This window comes from Pollutimonas bauzanensis, assembly GCF_040393045.1.
GTDB classification, from domain to species: Bacteria; Pseudomonadota; Gammaproteobacteria; order Burkholderiales; family Burkholderiaceae_B; genus Pollutimonas; species Pollutimonas bauzanensis_A.
The window spans coordinates 1-20647 of the sequence record NZ_JBEBUX010000011.1 but is presented as its reverse complement, the minus strand read 5'-3'; the positions used below and the strand labels follow the sequence as shown (position 1 = coordinate 20647).

The following is a 20647-nucleotide window of genomic DNA, read 5'->3' as shown; positions in this document are numbered from 1 at the left end:
GCTGGATCACCAGAATGAGGCCTGGAAATATATCCATGTGGCATTTATGGATATTGTATAGGCACTAGGGAAAACACTGATGAGCAACGAAAAATCACCCAAGATCAGTCATGTGGAGCAGCTTTGGCTGAACCCGGATATGAACGTGTATTCCGATGCCGATATAGCGAGTGGGATTACTATAAGCAATGCTAGAGAGGCCGAGGCTCGTTTGACCAGATTTGCTCCTTTACTGGTAAAACTGTTTCCCGAACTCACTGACAGCCAAGGCCTCATTGAGTCCGCATTGCTGGAACTGCCATCCATCGCGGGCATTGAGAATCCCGGCGGCTATTACGGGAAGTTCTGGATCAAGGCCGATCATGCGCTGCCAATTGCGGGATCCATCAAAGCAAGGGGCGGTATTCACGAGGTGCTTGAATTTACCGAATCGCTGGCGCGCCAACATGGCTTGCTCGGTGGGGCGGATGACTACCTGGAGTTGGCATCTCCGGCTGCGCGTTCACTGTTCAGCCAATATGAAGTCTCGGTGGGTTCAACTGGCAATCTGGGCCTGAGCATAGGGATTATGTCTGCGGCATTGGGCTTTCGCGCTACGGTGCATATGTCGGCCGAGGCTAAACAGTGGAAAAAAGATCGTTTGCGCCGTCACGACGTCACCGTACTGGAGTATGCCGGCGACTATGCCCAGGCTGTGGAGGCGGGACGGCTGCGGGCCAGTACCGATCCACACAGCTATTTTGTCGACGATGAACAATCACAATCGCTCTTTATGGGCTATGCAGTCGCCGCCTTTAGGCTGCAAGCGCAGCTTGCTGACCGCAAGGTTCTGGTTGATGCCGAGCATCCCTTATTTGTTTATCTGCCTTGCGGCGTGGGGGGCGCGCCTGCCGGCGTCACCTTCGGCCTTAAGCATATCTTCGGCAACGCGGTGCATTGTTTTTTTGTGGAGCCTATCACTTCGCCATGCTTTCTAGCCCAAATGCAAAATCCTGACTGGCCTGGCATTACGGTTTACGACGTCGGGTTGGATAACGTCACTCATGCGGATGGCTTGGCGGTTCCGGCGGCATCAGCGCTGGCGATCAAGGAAATGCGCCCGTTGCTATCAGGTATTGCTACAACATCGGACGAGACCATGTTCGCGGATTTGGCCTGGCTGTATGAGCAGGAAGGCATCCGCATAGAACCATCCGCAGCTGCAGCCTTTAGCGGGCCGCGCAGCTTGCTGGAAAGCGAAATAGGGCAGTCATACCTTAGCCGGCAAGGCGTGCTGCCCCATATGCAGCGGGCCAATCACATTGTCTGGACGACCGGCGGCCTGTTCGTGCCCGACGACGAATTTGCCGGCTTTCTTGATCGCGGAAAAAATATAAGTAATCGTTAGTCGTTTTTATAGCAGCGTTATACCGGCCTCTCGTTTGGCTTATTCCACTCCACCAAAGCAAGGTAAACCATGTCGAAACAACAACTATTCTCGCCACGAAAACTTCTGCTGGCCGTTGCGCTTGCCAGCGCAGCCGTCGCTCCATCGCTTCAGGCGCAAACCATTACTGCAGTAATGCATTCCAGTTTGCGCGTCCTTGATCCCATCATGACCACGGCGCATATCACGCGTAACCATGGCTACATGATTTATGACACCTTGTTGGCAACCGATGCCGAAAACAAGATCCAACCACAAATGGTTGATAAATGGGACGTGTCGGCCGACGGCAAGTCTTATACCTTCACCTTGCGTGATGGACTGAAATGGCATGATGGCACGCCCGTTACCGCCGATGATTGCATCGCATCCATCAAGCGCTGGGCAGCACAAGACAAGATGGGCCAGATGATGAATTCCCAGATGACAGAGATGAAGGCCCTGGACGCCAAGAGTTTCGTCATGACATTTAAAAACCCTACGGATTTGGCGGTGCGCGCGCTGGCCAAGCCCAGCGGGATTGCGCCTTTCATGATGCCCAAGCGCATTGCCGATACACCAGCCAACCAGCCCATTAAAGAGTATATCGGCTCGGGTCCGTTCAAAATGGTTGCCGCCGAATTCAGGCCAGGCCTGCAGGCGGTATATGAAAAGAACACTGATTACGTGCCGCGCAAAGAAGCGGCAAGCGGTACCGCAGGTGGCAAGAACGTGTACGTGGATCGCGTTAAGTGGATTGCCACGCCCGATGCCATGACCTCCGTTAACGCTTTGGTCAGCGGTGAGATCGACTACCTGGAGCAGTTGCCATTCGACCTGGCTCCCATTGTCGAAAGCAATGCCGACATCAACATCAAGGTGCTGGATCCGCAGGGCTACCAGACCGTGATGCGCATGAACCATCTGCATGCGCCTTTCAACAACAAGAAAATTCGCCAGGCGGCAATGTACGCCGTAGATCAGGAAAGCGTCCTGCAAGCCCTCATCGGTAACCCCAAGTACTTCAAGACATGCGCCGCCTTGTTCGGTTGTGGCTTGCCCTATGACAGTCAAGCCGGTGCCGAAGTTTCGGTCAAAGGCAATATTGAAAAAGCCAAGGCATTGCTGAAAGAGGCCGGCTACGACAACACCCCAGTCGTTATCCTGCAGCCGACCGACACCCCGTCGGTCAATGCTCAGCCCGTTGTCATTGCCCAGGCATTGCGCGCCGCTGGTTTCAAGGTCGACATGCAAGCCATGGATTGGCAAACGGTCGTAACCCGCCGTGCGGTTCAGGCTGAACCTAAGGCAGGTGGTTGGAACATCTTTGCGACCAATAACGTGATGGCCGAAGCGCTTGATCCCTTGCGTGCCTTTGGTGTTGCCGCCAACGGTACACAGGCCTGGTTCGGCTGGCCCGACGTGCCCAAGATTGAAGCGCTTCGTGTTGAGTTTTCAGGCACTACAGACGAAGCCAAGCGCAAGCAATTGGCCGGTGAAATCCAGCAACTGGTCATTGACGAAGGCGTGCTGCTGCCTATGGGCCAGTATTTTGTACCCGGCGCTTTCCGAAAGAACCTGACGGGCATGCTGGAATCGCCCGCGCCGATCTTCTGGAACATCAAGAAATCCGCAAGCTGAGCTGACTATGTTTAACTTTATCTTACGGCGCGTCGCAGCATCGATTCCTGTTATGGCCATGGTGGCGGCGGTAGTATTTGCCATCCTCAGGCTCACTCCGGGAGACCCGGCTGCAATTATCGCGGGCGACTCCGCCACACCGCAGCAGCTTGCTGAAATACGCCAGATGATGGGGTTAGACGAACCAATCTATATCCAGTTCTTTATGTGGATATGGCGTTTGCTTCAGGGTGATCTGGGCACATCACTGCTTTCCGGTGTGCCCGTAGCCGAAATGATAGGGCAGCGCATGGGGCCGTCGCTGGCGCTATGCCTGAGCACGATCACCTTGTCGGTCATTGTCGCCATCCCGCTGGGAATCCTCGCGGCCTGGCGCCAGGGCAAGCTGCTGGATCGCGTCGTAATGGCTACGTCGGTATTGGGCTTTTCGGTGCCTGTATTCGTCACTGCATACGTCCTGATTCTTGTCTTCTCGTTGAAATTTGGCTGGTTTCCCGTACAGGGCTACAAACCTTTCTCCGCCGGTGTGTGGCCATTTGTTCAAACGCTGGTTTTGCCTACCGTAGCACTTAGCACGGTGTATATAGCGCTAATAGCACGCATCACCCGTACCAGCATTATCGAAGTCATGGGTGAGGACTTCATTCGTACGGCGCGTGCCAAAGGGCTGCGCGAAAGCAGCGTATTGACCGGGCATGCTTTGCGTAATGCTGCGGTACCCATCGTGACGATTATTGGTGTGGGCGTGGCAATGTTGATCAGCGGCGTTGTGGTGACCGAATCGGTCTTCAATCTTCCCGGCCTGGGACGACTGGTCGTAGAAGCGGTACTCGCACGGGATTATCCGGTCATACAGGCGCTGATACTGCTGTTCGCTTTTGTCTACGTTCTTATCAACCTTGTTGTCGACGCGTTGTACACCGTGTTCGATCCACGTATTCGTTACTGAGGCCGATATGGCAAACGTCACAACTACACTGCCTGCTGCCACAGTTCCCGGCGATGCAGGTATTGCCCCCGCAAAAATTCATTCAGCCATTTTCCAGACATTGAAGGGCGGGCCGGTGCTGATATCGCTTTTCGTACTGGCGGTGGTGGTTTTCATTGCGTTCTTTGCTCCCTGGCTGCACACCGTTGATCCTACTGCCATCAATCCCAGTGTGCGTTTAAAACCTATTTCTGCCGAACATTGGCTGGGCACGGATGCCTATGGCCGGGACGTGTTCTCGCGTGTTTTATATGGGGCGCGGGTGTCACTGGTGGTCGGTCTGGGCGTTGCCGCTTTCAGTATGGTGATAGGCCTGGCAATTGGCGTTGTGGCCGGCTATTTTCGTTGGATCGATGGCATCGTCATGCGCATTATGGACGGCCTGATGGCAATTCCTGGCATTCTGCTGGCGATTGCTCTGGTGTCGCTATCTGGCGCCAGCCTGATGACGGTCATGATTGCAATCACGGTGCCTGAAGTGCCGCGCGTCGTGCGATTGGTGCGCAGCGTAATTTTAAGCGTGCGCAACGAACCCTATGTTGAAGCTGCCGTGGCGTTGGGCACGCCCACTTTTACGTTGATGATGCGTCATCTGGTGCCCAACACGATGGCGCCGTTAGTTGTGCAAGGCACCTACGTGTTCGCCTCCGCCATTCTTACTGAAGCCATCCTAAGTTTTCTAGGTGCCGGCGTACCCCCTGAAACTTCATCATGGGGCAACATCATGGCCGAAGGGCGTGCCTACTTTCAGCTTCTGCCAGGACTGGTGTTGTACCCCGGCATACTGCTTTCACTGACCGTGCTAAGCGTCAATGTACTGGGCGATGCCATGCGCGATGCGCTGGATCCGCGCATGTCGCGTCGACTGTAAGGCGAGTACCTTGAACGAATATCAGGAACCAATCATGACTCCGTCCGCACACGAATACGCCAGCATCCGCAGCGATGCTCCGGTGTTAACCATAAGAAAGCTGTCCGTCAACGTAAGCAACGGCTCTGGCAATGCCGAAGCCACCCCTGGCCGTCCGGTTGTTAAGGACATGGGCCTGGAGGTCTTCGCTGGCGAGACGCTCTGCATTGTCGGTGAATCCGGTTCGGGTAAGTCGGTTACGTCGCTGGCGGTAATGGGTTTGCTACCTAAAGACACATTGTCTGCGACTGCCGGACAAATTGAAATCGACGGCGAGGATATCCTGAAAGTCAGTGCCAGTCGCATGCGCGAACTGCGTGCGTCCAAAATTGCGATGGTGTTTCAAGAGCCTATGACGGCGCTTAACCCAGTACACCGGGTTGGCACTCAGGTCGAAGAGGTACTCAAGCTGCACACTAAAGTCGGTGCCGCGGAAAGGCGTCGGCAGGTGCTGGCAATGCTGGAGTCCGTGCATCTGCCCGATATAGAACGTATTTACGATTCTTATCCGCATCAGTTGTCGGGCGGGCAGCGTCAGCGTATTGTTATTGCGATGGCCCTGATCTTGCGGCCCAAACTGCTTATTGCCGACGAGCCCACCACGGCGCTCGACGTGACTACACAAAAGCAGATTCTGTCTTTGATTCGGGAGTTGCAAACCCAACATGGCACCGCCGTTATATTTATTACCCACGACTTTGGTGTAGTGGCCGAAATCGCCGACCGGATTCTTGTCATGAATCAGGGTAGTGTGGTTGAAACCGGAACGCGCGACCAGATACTCGCGAATCCTGCTCAAGACTACACCCGCATGCTGGTTTCATCGGTGCCTAGCCTCACGCCCCGCACACGTTCGGCACCGGAGGGCGAAATCATTCTTAAAGTTCGCAGCCTGAACAAGTTTTACGACAAGACCAAACGACTATTCAAAAAAGCGGAACAAGTGGCGGCTGCCAGTGATGTCACCCTGACCCTGCGTCGCGGCGAGATCCTGGGTATTGTCGGCGAGTCCGGTTCGGGGAAATCCACAGTGGCGCGTTGCGTCGTTCGATTAATCGACCCCAGTTCGGGTGAAATCAGATTGCACGATGATGACATTACCGTTCTGGGCCGCAGCCGGCTAATGCCCATACGCAAACGCATCCAGATTATTTTTCAGGATCCCTACCGCAGTCTGAATCCCAGGCGCCAGGTGGGTGACTCGATTATCGAGGGCTTGCTCAATTACGGCACTGCGCGCAGTGATGCCATCAAGCAGGCTTTGCGGGCGATGGAGCTGGTGGGCCTGCCGGCCGACACGTTGGAGCGTTATCCGCATCAGTTTTCTGGGGGCCAGCGCCAGCGTATCTGCATTGCGCGTGCTTTGGTTATGGAACCCGATGTGCTGGTTGCCGACGAGGCTGTGTCTGCGCTTGACGTTTCCGTTCAGGCCCAGGTGCTGGACTTGCTCGAGGAAGTCCGCCAGCGCGTTGGGGTAGGGGTGTTATTCATCACCCACGACCTTAGGGTCGCCGCCCAGATTTGCGACACCATTTTAGTAATGCAACAGGGCAAAGTTGTTGAGTCGGGCAGCGCCAGCCAAGTGTTAAGCCATCCGCAGCAACGCTATACCAAGGCCCTGATCAACGCAGCGCCTGGTCGAGGTTGGGATTTCCAGAATTTCCGGCCGGTTCAAGCGTAAGCGAATACGGTTGCCACGATCCAAAATTTGAAGCAGGCACCAGCATACGGTGCAAACACAAACTCATGAAAAGGCAGAAATAAATATGCTACGTATCGTTTATGGCGGTTTTCAACACGAAACCAACACCTTTGCGCCTGATCTAGCCGATTGGGATGCCTTCCTGGCTGGTGGCGGCTGGCCGGGTCTGGTCTCGGGCGAAGAAGTTTGGCCGGCGATTGCCGGCGCCAATATTCCCGCCGCAGGCTTTGTGAAATGTGCGCTGGATTCGGGTGATAGGGTCATTCCCACCACATGGTGCGCGGCTAGCCCATCGGCGCATGTTGCTGCCGACACTTATGAACGTATTTCGGCAATGATTGTCGACGGCATCCGTGCCGCCTTACCGGTCGATGCGGTGTACTTGGACTTGCACGGTGCGATGGTGGCACAAACTTTCGACGATGGCGAAGGCGAACTGTTGCGCCGGGTGCGCGCTGTGGTCGGACCCGATGTGCCCATCGTAGCTAGCTTGGATCTGCATGCCAATGTGACTTCCCAAATGCTTCAAGAGGCCGACATTCTGGTGGCGTATCGCACCTATCCTCATGTCGACATGGCGGAAACCGGTGCGCGGGCGTACCAGCAGCTGCAACGCCGCCTGGTGACGGGGAAACGATCTAAAGTCGCTATACGCCGTTTGCCTTTCCTGATTCCTATTTGTTGGCAGTGCACCGACATTCAGCCGTCCAAGGGTCTGTACCAGCAGCTCGCGGACATTGAAAAAGACGTTACCCATGTGTCTTTCACTACTGGCTTTCCGGCTGCAGACTTTAAGGAATGTTCACCCGTAATCTGGGCGTATGCAGACGATCAGGCAAGCGCGAACGCGGCGGCCGACCAATTGGAAGCGGCCGTCAATGCGGCGGAATCGTTGTTTGCCGGTAAGCTTTACAGCCCCGATGAAGCGGTCAAATACGCCATGGAAAAGTCTCTGACCAGTTCCAAGCCAGTCGTCATTGCCGATGCCCAAGACAATCCGGGCGCTGGCAGTAACTCCGATACCACGGGCATGCTGCGCGCCTTATTGCGCAACAAGGCAGAACGCGCTGCGATTGGCTTGATCATCGATCCCGCAGCGGCCGCAAAAATCCATGAAGCCGGCGAAGGCCAGCGCATCCGCATCGCTATCGGTGGCAATGCGGGCCTTCCTGACGACCAGCCTTTTGAAGGCGAGTTTTTAATCGAACGCCTGTCGGACGGCAAGACAGCAGCCACCGGGCCTTTTTACCACGGCTTTAAGCTTGATTTGGGTCTTTCAGCCTGCTTGTTGATTGAAGGGGTGCGCGTTGTACTGGCTTCGCAAAAGGTGCAAATGGCGGATCAGGCCATGTTCCGATTTGTTGGTGTCGAGCCTACAGAACAAGCTATTCTGGTCGTGAAAAGTGCTGTGCATTTCCGTGCCGATTTCACTCCCATCGCCGAAGAAATTATTGTCGGCGCCGCACCGGGTTCCATGCCCATGATTCTGAAACAATTGCCATGGAAGAATTTGCCAGTTGGGATCAGGCTGGATCCTTGTGGGGAAGCGTTCCAAGTCGCCTAGTTTTCTGGTACATGCCAGGTGTGTCGCTATGCGTACACCTGGCATATCGATGGCGATACTTTGGTCAGCGCCTACGCATTGTTTCTACGTTGCCGCATATCCCGAGCGATTGTCCGCTGATGTGTCGACCGCGACTGGAAGTAATAAAGACAGCCAGGTCAGCGACTTCCTCTTCACTGGCTTTTTCTCCCATCGAGATGGTATCCAGGTAGCTTTGGTTCATTGTGTGAACGCTGACGCCAAGTCGTTCAGCTTGCGCACGCACTTGCCCCTGGTGTCGATCGTTGTCGATGATGCCGGGGAGGATGGCATTGACTCTAATGGAGTGCGGCCCCAATTCCATCGCAAGGGTTTGTGTGAACCCGATAATGCCCCACTTGGAGGCTGAGTAGGCGCTACGCATTGGGTAGCCCAGACGCCCTGCGACCGAGGATATATTCACGACGCTGCCGCCCTGGACAGATTTTAAAAGGGGCACGGCGTAGTGTGCGCAGTTGAACTGGCCCACCAGGTTCACCGAGATGGCGGCGGCCCAAAGCGTGGGATCGTTCTCTTCTACTGGCCCGAAGGGACCGGTGATGGCCGCGTTATTAACCAGGACATCCAAGCCGCCAAACTGCTGGCGGACTTTGCTCATGAGCGTTGCAACCGACTGAGGGTCGGCTACGTCGGCGTGCGCGGTGAACAATAGCGGATCGCTTTGCGCCAGCGCAGCGAGCGAGCGCTCATCTTTGTCACACACGAAAACGCGCGCGCCGTCAGACAGAAACGCTCGCGCAATCGCAAGCCCGATTCCGCGGGCAGCCCCCGTCACTAGAACCCGTTGCGCTGCGCTAGCTACCTCGTTACGCTGCTTGTCGGAGATAGACGATGCCCGCATGATTGTCATTGTTTTTTAAGACCTAGGCTTTGGACCAGATTGCCAAGCTCCGCATATTCTTTTCTGATGTGCTCAGAGAACTCCTTGCGGCGCAGTATTTTCTTCTCCACCCCGGCCGTCTCAAAGAACTCAGCCATCTCGGGTGAGCTGGCGGCCTTGTCGAAGGCATCTGCAATGCGATCTACTGCCTCATCGGGCGTGCCAGCTGGCACAACGATGCCGTGCCAAAGCAAGGTTTCCTTCTCGGGGATCCCTAATTCTCCCAGGCTCGTTGCACGGGGAAGGGCTTTGACCGGATCAGCGCCGGTGGCCAGCAAGCATTTGATGTCCCCCTTCTTTTCCATGGCAGCAGCCGGAGGTATCGAGCCTACATAGATGTCGACCACACTACCTAAAAGTGCTGGCATGGTCTCGCCAGCGCCCCGGTAGGGGATATCGCGCGCCTTGACTCCAAAGGATTGGAACACTCGCTCGGCGGCCAGCTGTCCGGGGCCTGCAACCCCGTCGGTCCCGAACGTATAGGTGTCTGGCTTGGATTTGAGCTCTTCCAGAAGTTCCTTGCCGTTATTTGCTGGGAAGTTAGCTCTCACGCACAGCACGTACGGCGCTGCATCAAGCTGGATAACCGGAATATAGTCGTCCAAGCCATAGGTCGTGTTGATGGTATGGGGCGCGACCGTAATAGGTCCCATCCACACACCTGCCATGGTCAGGCCGTCAGGTTTTGCTCGGGTCAATTGGCTCACACCGATCGCGCCACCCGCGCCCCCTGAATTTTGCACGACAAGCGTGGCATCAAGGTGCGGTTCGGCGTATCGTGCAATTGCTCTAAAGAGCGAGTCGGTGCCCCCACCGGGTGCGGTTGGGACGATGAGCTTTGCCACCTCTTTGGCGACTGATACGTGCGCGAAAGCTATTAAAACGGCGGCGCCGAGAAGTTTATACTTATTCATGGTGTTGTCTCCTAACCGATAGATCGACTGTTACGTTAGCCCGCATTGCGGGTTGCCCTAGGAATTAAATCCGAATATTTCATGAGCGTTTTGAACGAGAATGCGGTTGCGGATTGCCTCGTCTGGAACGCACGCAAAGAGTGAGTCAATGCACTGCTGGTAGGTAATTTTTTCCTCAAACCCCACCCACGGCCAATCGGTGGCCCACACGGCGCGAGAGCCGCCGGATTGATCGACGATTTTCTGGGCGAGCGTCAGCGGGTCGGTACCCCGAAGGCGAAAGGGCGCAGAGAGCTTAACCCACGTGTTCCCCGCCTGAAGGGCGTCCAGCAGGGCATGAAAGCCAGCGCTTTCGACTCCGTCTTCACCCTTTGGGTGACCAAAATGATCAATGACCGCGCGTGCGCCGCTCGCGTTGATGGCTTTGAGTATGGGTGGCAAGTGCTCGCCTTCTAGATACACCTCAACGTGAAGCCCCAGGTTCCTGGCTTTCGCAAGCAGTCCTTGGTATTGACTTGACGTGATGTCGGGCAGGGCATCGCGCTTGACCCAATTCAGCCTAATGCCGCACACGCCCTTGGACTTCATGGAGGCAAGCGTGCTTTCGCTGATCGTGGGCTCAACGATGGCGGTGCCTCGAAGGCGGCCGGCCGCCTCATCGAGCGCGTGTAATAGCACTTCATTATTCGATCCGTAAAAGCTTGGTGCTGTTAGCAGTCCGTAGGTGACGCCATACGCATCGAGCGTTTTCAAGTAATCCCCTACGCTTGCATCGCGCGCCGGCTGAGAGTGGCGGTTGTTTGCAAGCGGCATGTCCTTTTTAATGACATGCGCATGGCTGTCCACGGCGCCGGAAGGAAGCGTTTTTGCAGTCGCCGCCAGCTCATTCATGCATGGCTCCTAAGTCGACGGGACCTGTATGCTCTTTGCCGTACTTGGCGGTTTTTTGCGCGGCGGTGAGGAACTCCTCTTCCAGACGCTTGATCTCGCCCATACCCATGACTTCGTTAAGCTCTTCAAAGCTCACCGCTAGATCGGGACGGTCAGCGGCCTGACCTGTGCTGAGGGACTCACCCAAAACTTCCAAGCCCTTTTTCATACCGGCTAACGCGCATGCGGTCAGAAGCCGAGGGTAAATGACAACTGCAACTCCGAGTTCTTGTAACTGCGCGGCTGACAGCAGCGGGGTGGTTGAACGCTGGCGAATGCCGAAGCCCATGTTCACGCAAAGGGGCTTGGAAACGTTGGCAGCAACCGTGCGGATTTGCTCTGCGTCCATGAGGGCATCGGCAAACAGCAGATCCGCACCCGCTTCAGCGTAGGCGTTCAGGCGGCGAATTACCTCATCCAGTCCGTTGGTGGCCAGAGTATCCGTGCGCGACTTGATGACAAAATTCTTGTCGACCCGCGCTTCGCAGGCCGCGCGAAGTTTTTGTACCATTTCGTCTTGAGGGATCACTTCCTTGCCGCGCATATGACCACAGCGTTTGGGCCAGACTTGATCCTCTAGCATGATGCCAGCCGCCCCAGCACGCTCAAAGGCCCGCACGGTGTGATAAGCGTTGATTGCGTTTCCGTAGCCTGTGTCTCCGTCGGCAAGAAGTGCAAGGCTTGAGCAGGCCGCAATGCTTCTTACGGCCGCAACGTTCTCTTCCATGCCCATGATGCCTACATCAACCTGGCCCAGACGCGCTTCGCTCACACCGCTACCTGTAATAAAGGCGCTTTTGTAGCCCATGTATTCAACTAAGCGAGTGCTGAATCCATCATAGACGCCCGGTTGTACAAGGATTTCGGGTGCGTAGATTGCATCGCGTAGCTCTTTTGTCTTGCTCATATTCACTCTCTCATGTGTGTATGACGCTATCCTAGCAATGCGCAACGTATTAAACTAATTAAACTTTTTGTGAGATTTATATAGGAATTTCCAATGCGTCGGTATTCACTTGCTCAGATCGAAGCGCTGGCAGCAATCTCAAAACTGGGCTCCTTTCAGGCGGCGGCGCGCCACATCAATGTGACCCAACCCACCATCTCGCTTCGTGTGCGTGATCTTGAAGAGGCACTTGGCAAGAAGCTTTTTGAGCGCGACGGACGTTCGGCCAAGCCCAACGCTGATGGCGTGGTGGCTATTCAGTACACCGAGCAAATTTTGAAGTTATTGGACGAACTCGAGACGCGGCTTCGTACTGGCGATCCCCTACAGGGTACGCTCCGAGTAGGGTCTTCCGAGACGATTGCGATCGCGGTGCTGCCCAAGATCATTACGCTTTTTGGTGAGCGCTATCCTCGACTCAAAGTCGAACTCACGGTGAGCAACAGTTTTGTGCTCTTGGAGGAACTAGCGGCTAACCGATTGGACATGGCGTTTTTGGCCGATCCGGGTTATCCGGCGCATATGCATGTCGAGCCTTTAGCGCTCGCCCCTGTTGCCTGGATGGGCAGCCGCGCCAAACAGCTGCAGGGGAATTTTGTCAGCCCGCAAACGCTCGGTGCATCCACCATTCTTTGCGTGCCCAAGCCTTCGCCCCTGCACGAAACGATGGCCAACTGGTGGGATAAGGAGGGTGGGGCAGCGCTTAACGTGAGCACGTGTAATAGTCTTGCTATGCTCGCGCGCCTGGTGGCTGGCGGTGTTGGGCTGGGGGTGCTTCCAACCTGCATGTTACGAGATGAAATTCAACGCGGATCCGTGGTGAGTTATCGGCAACAAACCCCTTTTTCGCCATTACAGATATGCGCAGCTTTTCCCAAAACAATGCGATCGGAAGGCATTACCGGGCTAGTAGAAATTGCTAGAAGGGTCATGCTCGAGTCCCGATATTTTGTGCCGTTAACGAGCCGTGCAGGTTGAGAATCGCCGAATTCCAGAGGATGATTCCCGCGGTCAGCAAGGCTGCTGCTTGACTGCATTGATACGGGTGGAAAGGTGACTCCCCCAAAAAAACGTTAAAAAGGGGAGGGTAACTAGACGATCTAAAAGAGCGCTGAGTCGCGTCCCAGCAGTTGAGAAGCATCATACGTATTTTGTATTAAGCGATGCTTCGAATGAATTAGCATGCCTGCCCGCGTCTCTATACTTATCTTCAGAAAGTTTCAAATAAGATAAGTAAGGAGCAGGTATGAATATGGATGGTCAAGCCGAAGGCACATCTAGTGCTCAGAACGTACGGCTAGTATTTCGCGATGACTTACTGATAGGCCGGACGGCCATTATAACGGGGGGTAGTTCCGGCATCGGTCTGGGCATTGCTGAAGTTTTTGGGATGCTAGGAGCGAATCTAGTGTTGGTTGGGCGGAAGGTTGACAAGCTTGAAGAGGCTCGTCAAACCTTGGCGTCGACCGGTGCACAGATATTGACGGTCTCTGCGGATGTCCGTGATCATGCCAGCGTCCAAGGTGTGGTGCAGCAAACCGTGGAGCAATTCGGTGGCATCGATGTATTGGTGAACAACGCCGCAGGGAATTTTCATTGTCCCTTCGAAGAACTGACGCCGAATGGCTGGCGGGCTGTCATTGATATTGACCTAAATGGCACTTTCAATTTTTGTCACGCTGCATTTCAGGCGCTCAAGCGCTCTACCTGGGGCGGGCGCGTTATCAATATCTCTTTGGCACAGGCCGCTTCTGGTTGGCCAGGCAGTGCGCACGCGGCATCTGCGAAAGCTGGTGTAACTGCCTTGACGCGCAGCTTAGCTGTCGAATGGGGGCCGCATGGGATACGCTTAAACAACGTGCTGCCGGGTCCCATTGAAAATACCGAGGGCGTGCGCCGTTTGTACGAAGCTCGTAACGAAGCCGAAAAAGAGCGTGAACGCATGGCACTGGGGCACTTTGGCCAGACCGATGATATTGCCCAGGCGTGCGCATATCTTGCTTCACCTGCAGGCAATTTCATTACGGGTTGCGATTTGACCGTGGACGGTGGGCGCTGGCTGAAGAGAGGGTGGGTCTGAGATGGAACTCGTAGAAATGCAGAACGTTACAGAAGTCCCGCTAACGCCGTCGGCGGCTTTGACATCGCTACTTAATCCGAAAATACTCGCCATCGTAGGCGCGTCGCCAAAGCCAGGGTCGTTTGGTGGGGCAGTACTCCGCAATCTTGCAAAGCATTACAAAGGCAAGGTTTTTCCAGTCAATCCGCAGTATTCAGAAGTGAATGCGTATCGCTGCTATCCCAGCCTGGCCGAGTTGCCTGAACGACCTGATTGCGTGGGGATTGCAGTACCTGCCCATCAGGTGGAGTCGGTGTTGTTGCAAGCGGTGGCGTGCGGGATACCTAGTGCAATCGTGTTTTCTTCTGGCTTTTCGGAAATCGGAACGGACGAAGGTACGCTGTTGCAGCGTCGCATCACTGATATCGCTACAACGCATGGTATTCGTGTGTTGGGCCCGAATTGTACAGGTATGGTCAACGTCCGGTCGGGGGCGAGCTGTAATATATTACCCAGCATCAAGGACTTGCCCATGGTGCCGGGTGATGTCGGTTTGGTTGGACAGAGTGGTGCGTTAGGCTACGTGGTCTTTCAGGCCATGCACCGGGGGGTGGGATTCAGTCATCTTATATCTACCGGCAATTCTTGTGACGTGGATATTGCCGACCTGATCGATTATTTAGTAGACGACCCGAATACCAAGGCCATTGCCTCGATATTTGAAAGCGTGCCCAATGGCCGTCGCCTACGTACAGCCCTAGAGCGAGCATTTCGCGCTGGCAAACCCGTTGTGATCTATAAAATTGGTGTTACAGCGTCAGGGCAGAAGGCGGCACTGTCTCATTCGGGCATGCTGGCGGGCGATGCCGCAACATATCGCGCTTTATTCGAGCGGACAGGTGTTATCGAAGTGGACACCTTCGAGGCACTGTTGGAGACGGCCGTGTTTTTTTCTCGTGTTGGCAAGCCGTCAAGCTCGGCCATTGGGATTATTTCGGGCTCAGGTGGATCGGTTGTGATGGCAGCTGATAAGGCTGATAAATACGGTTTATGCCTACCAACACCTACCCCTGCAACAGTAGAGGCTTTGTCCCAGCGATTGCCCGCATTCGCCAGTATTGCCAACCCAGCGGACATTACCGCCGAATCGATACGAGATGAAGAGCTTTATGGCGAATGTGTGCGCATTTTTGCCGACGACCCTGGGTTTGCCGGTTTGGCAATTCTGATGCCATCGGCGCACGGCGAAGCCGCTATTAGACGCGCTGAAGGGCTTGATGCGCTGGCATCTAAAATCGATAAACCGTTGTCGCTGGTTTGGATGAATGAATGGTACGAAGGTATTGGTTCACGGGTTTACGATGCCAGTCGCCGAATTTCCGTGTTTCGTTCTCTTGATCGTTGCATGCATGCATATCAGTTTTGGTTTGACTATGCGCGTCGCCAGGCTCTGCTCTCGCAGGAAGTATCTGTACTAATAGCCCAAGATGCGCGTGATGCTGCGCGCCGTTATATTCAGTCGTTTGAAAATGCTAGCGTCTTGACTGAAGGCGAAGCCAAAAAGCTGTTTGAGTTTTATGGTATCGATGTCGTACCAGAAGTGCTATGCACAACCGCAGCTCAGGCTATTGCCGCCGCTGAAAAAATGGGCTTTCCAGTCGTGGCTAAAGTTCAGGCTGCTGAAATTCGGCATAAATCGGATGTTGGTGGGGTCAAGCTAAGTCTGAGAGATGCAGCATCTGTGGCCCAGGCTTACGATGAAATTATGACGGCGGTTCAGGGGTTCGAACTGCAGGTAGAGATTGCAGGTATCAGTATTCAAAAAATGGTGCCGCAAGGCATCGAAATGATCATCGGCGCACGCCAGGATCCACAATTCGGGCCGATCGTCGTGTTCGGTTTTGGTGGCACACAGGTCGAAGTATTGCGCGATGTGGCGGTCGGTTTGGCGCCGATCAGTAGTGCTGAGGTCCGAAATTCGCTAAATGGTCTACGTATGCGTCCTTTGCTGGATGGGCTGCGTGGCGCCATGCCATCTGATATAGATCACTTTGTCGGACTCGTAACGAGGGTCTCAGAACTGATGAACGATTTGGCAGATGAAATTTTGGAAATAGACATTAACCCCATTATTCTGCATGCCCGTGGAGGCATAGCGGTGGATGGTCTGATTGTTCGTCAATGATTAATAGCGAATGTGCTGTGCAAAACAGTCATCAGACCAAAATATAACGATACGGAGATATGATGAAGAGACCCTTTTATGTATGTTTTTCTCGGGATGAAGCACTGACTTCAGCGGTATCGCTTCGACGCATCATCAATATGATGACTGTCATTTTTATAGTGGCTTTTCTTTCTGTTGCCGGGCCTTCCACCAGTTTTGCTAAAGCGTGGCCCGAGCGTCCAGTGCGTATTGTTGTGCCCTTTCCTCCAGGCGGGGCGATCGATACCATGACACGAATTCTTGCTCCTTACCTGGAAGCCGGGCTTAAAAAATCTGTGGTGGTCGAGAACCGCGCCGGTGCGGGCGGCATCATAGGTACGGAGGCAGTAGCGCGGTCTACGGACGGTCATACGTTGCTGATGACTGCGATGGGGCATGTCATGGTGCCGGCCCTGAACCCCAAAATATCATACGATGCACTCGGCGACTTCCGTGCTTTGGCGCCGGTTGGTGTCGTGCCTAATGTGGTAGTTGTGCCTGCAAACTCACCTTATAAAACAGTGCAGGATATTATTGATGCTGCCAAGGCCGATCCAGGCAAACTAACCTATGGGTCGGCCGGTGTAGGCAGTTCTCTGCATATGACCGCTGCGTTGTTTGCAGCAAAGGCTGGAATTGAACTTACGCATGTTCCTTATCGTGGTTCGGTGGCTGCCATGACTGATTTGGTGTCGGGACGCATTGATATCATGTTTGACAGCACAACCTCAGTTGCGCCTTTTGTTGCGGATGGGCGGATTAGGCCATTGGCGGTTGCCACCTCGGCGCGGACGAAGGCCTTTCCTGATATTCCTACTATCGCGGAAAATGCGCTGACTGATTATGCTGTGGATTGGTGGTACGCCTTATTGGCCCCCAAGGATCTTCCACAAGAGGGATTGCAAAAGGTAGCAGCTATAGTGGCCGAGAGTCTGCAGGATCCCAAGGTGCGCGAGAGCTTCGCTGCAATCAAGGTCGAGCCGATGAAGGGCAATACGCAATCGTTAAGTGACACTATGCAGCGCGATAGTAATGAATGGGGGAAACTGATACGTGAACTGAATATTCAGACGCAGTAAACCTTATACGTGTTTATCCAGAGTTTGGCACATGGTGCGGACAAGTGATAAAAATGCCGTAAGTTCGATGCTCATTTCTGAACGCATATACACGGCGTACAGCGGGATGGTGAGTGGCGTCCCGTTTTGCAGTATAGGTCTGCAGACGAGTCCGGGTAAGCCCAGTTGAGTCAACGACGAGGCAACCAGCGTGATACCGATACCCAAGGTTGCAAGGGCAGCGGCAGACTGCATATCATCGGTTTCCTGAATGATGCGTGGGCTGAATCCCGCAGTATGACAGGCACTAATAATCGTGTCGGCCAAGCTTGTAGGCGAATGGCCACGATACAAAATAAAGTCTTCATTGACCAACTCAGCAAGCTGGATTTGCGCTTTGGCGGCAAGGGGATTAGTTGGGCCCATAGCGACTTCTAAAGGCTCGTTGAGTAGTGCTTCGTGACATAAATCGGCATCCTGGGATAATGAGCGCACCAAGCCAACTGATAGCCGGCACTCCTTCACCGCAGCAAGTTGTTCGGCTTTTGTTGCCAAGCGTAGGTTGACAACGATTTCAGGATAACGCCGCCGGAATTCAGTCAGTATGCTAGGCAATATACCGAACATGATGGATGCCGTCATGCCAATCGAAAGAGTCCCAATTTGGCCAACTGCTGCGCGTTTTGCTGCATCTGCCGCATTTTGAATTGCGATCAGTGCTGGCCGGACCTCCTTAAGGAAAACATTTCCAGCATGTGTTAAGGCCACGCTTTGAGTGTTTCGTTTGAATAACTCAACATCAAGCTCGTCCTCTAACAAGCGAATTTGCCTGCTAATGGGAGGCTGAGATCGATGCAGGCGCTGTGCCGCCCGTCCGAAATGTAGCTCTTCGGCGACAGCAATAAAATATTTGATTTGACTGAGTTTCATAATAAGTGACGTGCCCGTCGCCGCAAAATGTCATTATCTTGAAATCATTAGAAGTAGACCTTCCATAAAATACATTATTCATTGGCAGCTACCTGCAAAATAACAACTTAGCTTGTCGACGCAAATCGTACCATCGAATATTCAAGACTTTAGTTGGTAGCTTCACCAATAGGTTTTGCCATCCCGGGCTTCTTAATTGCATACATTAGTGATTAATCTCCTTACAAACGCCTTACCGTGCCAAAATAGAAACAATTTATAAGGAATATGGCATGTGGTTTTGGTTTGGCGTAGCTGCGCTGTTTCTGTTATTGGAAATGGCTACGGGCACCTTTTATTTGCTGTTGGTGGCCTTGGGCTTGGTAGCATCAGGTATCGCTGCGTATGCGGGCTTACCTTTGGTGTGGCAAATTGTTAGTGGTTTGATCGTGTCGCTGCTAGGGTTGGTGGTGCTGCATCGTTATCGTCAGTCCAAAGGTCACGTGCCTACTCAGTCCAATCCCAATGTCGTGCAAGACATAGGCCAAAGCGTCATGGTGGACGCTTGGGACGAAAATGGACAGGTCAGGGTGTTTTATCGGGGCGCTAACTGGAGCGCGCGAATAGACGTTGACCAACCAATGCAGCCTGGTGAACACTATATTCACGAAGTGCAAGGTCTGACGCTAATTTTGCGTCCAGGTCAGTATCCCGCATCGGATACTCAACATTAGACGTTTGAAGTTCCAAACGTCCTCATCTCTTTTCTTATTGGATCCCCTATGGACGCTTATGTAATGACGCTATCTTTCTGGATAATTGCGGCTTTGGTCGTGTTTGTAATTATCAAATCCACAATTCAGATCGTGCCTCAGCAGCATGCCGCGGTGGTAGAACGCTTAGGGAGGTTTGATCGCGTACTGTCTCCTGGATTGGGATTTACGGTTCCTTTCGTGGAAAAGGTGGCTTATCGCCACTCGCTTAAAGAAATGGTGCTGGATGTTGCCAGCCAAGTGTGTATCACCAAAGACAACACACAGTTGAAGGTGGATGGAGTGCTTTACTACCAAGTCACCGATCCACGCCAGGCTTCCTACGGTTCCACCAATTACGTGTTGGCGATTTCCAATCTCGCCCAGACGTCATTGCGTTCTGTGATTGGCAAGCTGGAAATGGACGAAACTTTTGAAAAACGCGACCTGATCAATCTGGCCGTAGTGAAGGCGCTGGACGAAGCCGCCACCAACTGGGGCGTGAAGGTACTGCGCTACGAGATTAGTGACTTGACGCCACCCGACGAGATCTTGCGCGCCATGCAATTGCAGATCACTGCGGAACGTACCAAGCGCGCACTGGTAACTGAATCCGAAGGTAAAAAGCAGGAAGACATCAATATTGCTCAGGGTAACCGCCAGGCGGCCATCCTGAAGTCCGAAGGCGAGCAGCAATCCATGATTAACTACGCTCAGGGCGAAGCCCAGGCGCTCCTGACGATCGCACAGGCTACCGCCGAGTCCCTGGAGCGGGTCGCACGAGCTACCCAAGCTCCTGGTGGTATGGACGCCGTTAACCTGAGCGTGGCCGAACGCTATGTCGACGCTTTCAAGGAAGTTGCCCAGAAGAACAACACCTTGATATTGCCCGCCAATATGGGCGATATGGGCAGCATGATTGCCGGGGCCATGACCATGATCAAGGCGACTAAGCCTGCGGGCTAGGGGCTAGGTAAGGCTTCTGCAGAGGGACTAAACTATATTTATTCCCTTTACAGGAGCTGTATATGACTACCCGGATTAAGATCGATTTTGTTTCTGATGTTTCCTGTCCATGGTGCGCCGTGGGCCTCAGCTCGCTGGAGCAGGCACTGGCTCGGCTTGATGGCGAAGTCCAGGCCGAGATTCATTTTCAACCTTTCGAGCTCAATCCGGATATGCCGCCTGAGGGGCAGGACACCATAGAGCGGCTTTCACGCAAGTATGGAATGACGCCGGAACAAGTGCGCAGCAATGGTGAAGCTATCACGGCACGTGGCAGTGAAGTCGGTTTTACGTTCAATATGGACAAGCGCACGCATACATACAATACGTTCGATGCGCACCGGCTCTTGCACTGGGCCGGCCTTGAAGGGCATCAATTAGAACTGAAGCGTGCACTGTTGAAAGCCTACTTCACCGACGGCGAGAACCCTAGCGCGCATGATGTGCTGCTCAGGCTCTGTATCGAATCCGGACTTGATGCCCAGCGCGCCGGCGAGATTCTCAATTCAGATGAATACGCCACCGATGTCCGCGAGCGCGAGCGTTTTTATGCGGAACAGGGAATTAATTCTGTACCTGCCATCATCATGAATGATCGGCATCTTATCCAGGGAGGACAAACTCCCGACACGTTCGAGAACGCCCTGCGGCAAGTCGCAGGGCTCACAACTCCATCGCGATAGTCTTATTTTTCCTGAATTGTAAAAATACCTGATTAGTTGTGACTATCTCTGTACTA

At 53.9% G+C, this 20647-nt stretch carries 18 protein-coding genes and 2 pseudogenes; 15 read left to right on the top strand and 5 right to left on the bottom strand.

Going from position 1 to position 20647, the window contains the following annotated elements; all coding sequences use genetic code 11:
• Positions 1 to 79: 79 nt before the first annotated feature.
• The 6 genes from dsdA (at position 80) to ABWO67_RS03140 (ending at position 8210) form a co-directional block, all read left to right on the top strand.
• Positions 80 to 1387 (top strand): D-serine ammonia-lyase, encoded by a 1308-nt coding sequence (gene dsdA / locus ABWO67_RS03165; protein ID WP_353147391.1) that lies wholly within the window; start codon positions 80 to 82, stop codon positions 1385 to 1387.
• Positions 1388 to 1456: 69 nt separating this feature from the next.
• Positions 1457 to 3046 (top strand): ABC transporter substrate-binding protein, encoded by a 1590-nt coding sequence (locus ABWO67_RS03160; protein WP_353147388.1) that lies wholly within the window; start codon positions 1457 to 1459, stop codon positions 3044 to 3046.
• 7 nt (positions 3047 to 3053) lie between these two features.
• Positions 3054 to 3995, top strand: coding sequence for an ABC transporter permease (locus tag ABWO67_RS03155; protein WP_353147385.1), 942 nt, complete (start codon positions 3054 to 3056; stop codon positions 3993 to 3995).
• A gap of 7 nt (positions 3996 to 4002) precedes the next feature.
• Positions 4003 to 4905: an ABC transporter permease gene (locus ABWO67_RS03150; RefSeq protein WP_353147382.1), complete on the top strand. Its 903-nt coding sequence runs from the start codon at positions 4003 to 4005 to the stop codon at positions 4903 to 4905.
• Positions 4906 to 4939: 34 nt separating this feature from the next.
• Positions 4940 to 6625 (top strand): ABC transporter ATP-binding protein, encoded by a 1686-nt coding sequence (locus ABWO67_RS03145; RefSeq protein WP_353147379.1) that lies wholly within the window; start codon positions 4940 to 4942, stop codon positions 6623 to 6625.
• 85 nt (positions 6626 to 6710) lie between these two features.
• A complete protein-coding gene (locus tag ABWO67_RS03140) occupies positions 6711 to 8210 on the top strand; it encodes a M81 family metallopeptidase (protein ID WP_353147378.1) in 1500 nt (499 codons plus the stop codon).
• A 64-nt stretch (positions 8211 to 8274) separates the two neighbouring features.
• Here ABWO67_RS03140 and ABWO67_RS03135 read toward each other — a convergent pair whose 3' ends face one another.
• Genes ABWO67_RS03135 through ABWO67_RS03120 form a run of 4 tightly spaced genes read right to left on the bottom strand, consistent with a single transcriptional unit; the run spans position 8275 to position 11880 of the window.
• Positions 8275 to 9099, bottom strand: a complete 825-nt coding sequence (locus ABWO67_RS03135; RefSeq protein ID WP_353147375.1) for an SDR family oxidoreductase — start codon at positions 9097 to 9099, stop codon at positions 8275 to 8277.
• The gene (locus ABWO67_RS03130) at positions 9096 to 10043 is read right to left on the bottom strand and encodes a tripartite tricarboxylate transporter substrate binding protein (RefSeq protein ID WP_353147373.1); all 948 of its coding nucleotides are present in this window, start codon (positions 10041 to 10043) and stop codon (positions 9096 to 9098) included. The genes ABWO67_RS03135 and ABWO67_RS03130 overlap by 4 nt, the downstream gene beginning before the upstream one ends.
• Before the next feature lie 57 nt (positions 10044 to 10100).
• Positions 10101 to 10934 carry an amidohydrolase family protein gene (locus ABWO67_RS03125; protein WP_353147371.1) on the bottom strand — a complete coding sequence of 278 codons (834 nt, stop codon included), beginning with the start codon at positions 10932 to 10934 and terminating at the stop codon, positions 10101 to 10103.
• Positions 10927 to 11880, bottom strand: a complete 954-nt coding sequence (locus tag ABWO67_RS03120) for an isocitrate lyase/PEP mutase family protein (RefSeq protein WP_353147368.1) — start codon at positions 11878 to 11880, stop codon at positions 10927 to 10929. Before ABWO67_RS03120 ends, ABWO67_RS03125 begins: the two co-directional genes overlap by 8 nt.
• A 93-nt stretch (positions 11881 to 11973) precedes the next feature.
• Here ABWO67_RS03120 and ABWO67_RS03115 point away from each other — a divergent pair, with 93 nt between their 5' ends.
• The 6 genes and pseudogenes from ABWO67_RS03115 to ABWO67_RS03100 all read left to right on the top strand — a co-directional run bounded on the left by ABWO67_RS03115 (position 11974) and on the right by ABWO67_RS03100 (position 17263).
• A complete protein-coding gene (locus ABWO67_RS03115) occupies positions 11974 to 12897 on the top strand; it encodes a LysR family transcriptional regulator (RefSeq protein WP_353147365.1) in 924 nt (307 codons plus the stop codon).
• 268 nt (positions 12898 to 13165) lie between these two features.
• Complete coding sequence (locus ABWO67_RS03110; RefSeq protein ID WP_353147362.1) at positions 13166 to 13999, top strand: SDR family oxidoreductase; 834 nt, start codon at positions 13166 to 13168, stop codon at positions 13997 to 13999.
• A 1-nt stretch (position 14000) separates the two neighbouring features.
• Positions 14001 to 14444: pseudogene (locus ABWO67_RS19315) on the top strand (CoA-binding protein); the annotation flags it as partial.
• Between the two features lie 6 nt (positions 14445 to 14450).
• Positions 14451 to 14915, top strand: a pseudogene (locus tag ABWO67_RS19310) (acetate--CoA ligase family protein); the annotation flags it as partial.
• Between the two features lie 81 nt (positions 14916 to 14996).
• Positions 14997 to 16163, top strand: coding sequence for an acetate--CoA ligase family protein (locus ABWO67_RS19305; protein WP_502929955.1), 1167 nt, complete (start codon positions 14997 to 14999; stop codon positions 16161 to 16163).
• Positions 16164 to 16222: 59 nt separating this feature from the next.
• Entirely contained in the window at positions 16223 to 17263 is a 1041-nt protein-coding gene (locus ABWO67_RS03100) for a Bug family tripartite tricarboxylate transporter substrate binding protein (RefSeq protein ID WP_353147356.1), read from the top strand.
• A gap of 3 nt (positions 17264 to 17266) precedes the next feature.
• Here ABWO67_RS03100 and ABWO67_RS03095 read toward each other — a convergent pair whose 3' ends face one another.
• Positions 17267 to 18172 carry a LysR substrate-binding domain-containing protein gene (locus tag ABWO67_RS03095; protein ID WP_353147354.1) on the bottom strand — a complete coding sequence of 302 codons (906 nt, stop codon included), beginning with the start codon at positions 18170 to 18172 and terminating at the stop codon, positions 17267 to 17269.
• Between the two features lie 272 nt (positions 18173 to 18444).
• On the opposite strand from ABWO67_RS03095, the gene ABWO67_RS03090 reads away from it, so the two are divergent.
• The 3 genes from ABWO67_RS03090 to ABWO67_RS03080 all read left to right on the top strand — a co-directional run bounded on the left by ABWO67_RS03090 (position 18445) and on the right by ABWO67_RS03080 (position 20591).
• Positions 18445 to 18885 carry an NfeD family protein gene (locus ABWO67_RS03090; RefSeq protein WP_353147351.1) on the top strand — a complete coding sequence of 147 codons (441 nt, stop codon included), beginning with the start codon at positions 18445 to 18447 and terminating at the stop codon, positions 18883 to 18885.
• A gap of 63 nt (positions 18886 to 18948) precedes the next feature.
• Complete coding sequence (locus tag ABWO67_RS03085; RefSeq protein ID WP_502929954.1) at positions 18949 to 19869, top strand: SPFH domain-containing protein; 921 nt, start codon at positions 18949 to 18951, stop codon at positions 19867 to 19869.
• A gap of 62 nt (positions 19870 to 19931) precedes the next feature.
• A complete protein-coding gene (locus ABWO67_RS03080; RefSeq protein ID WP_353147345.1) occupies positions 19932 to 20591 on the top strand; it encodes a DsbA family oxidoreductase in 660 nt (219 codons plus the stop codon).
• The last annotated feature ends 56 nt before the right edge of the window (positions 20592 to 20647 follow it).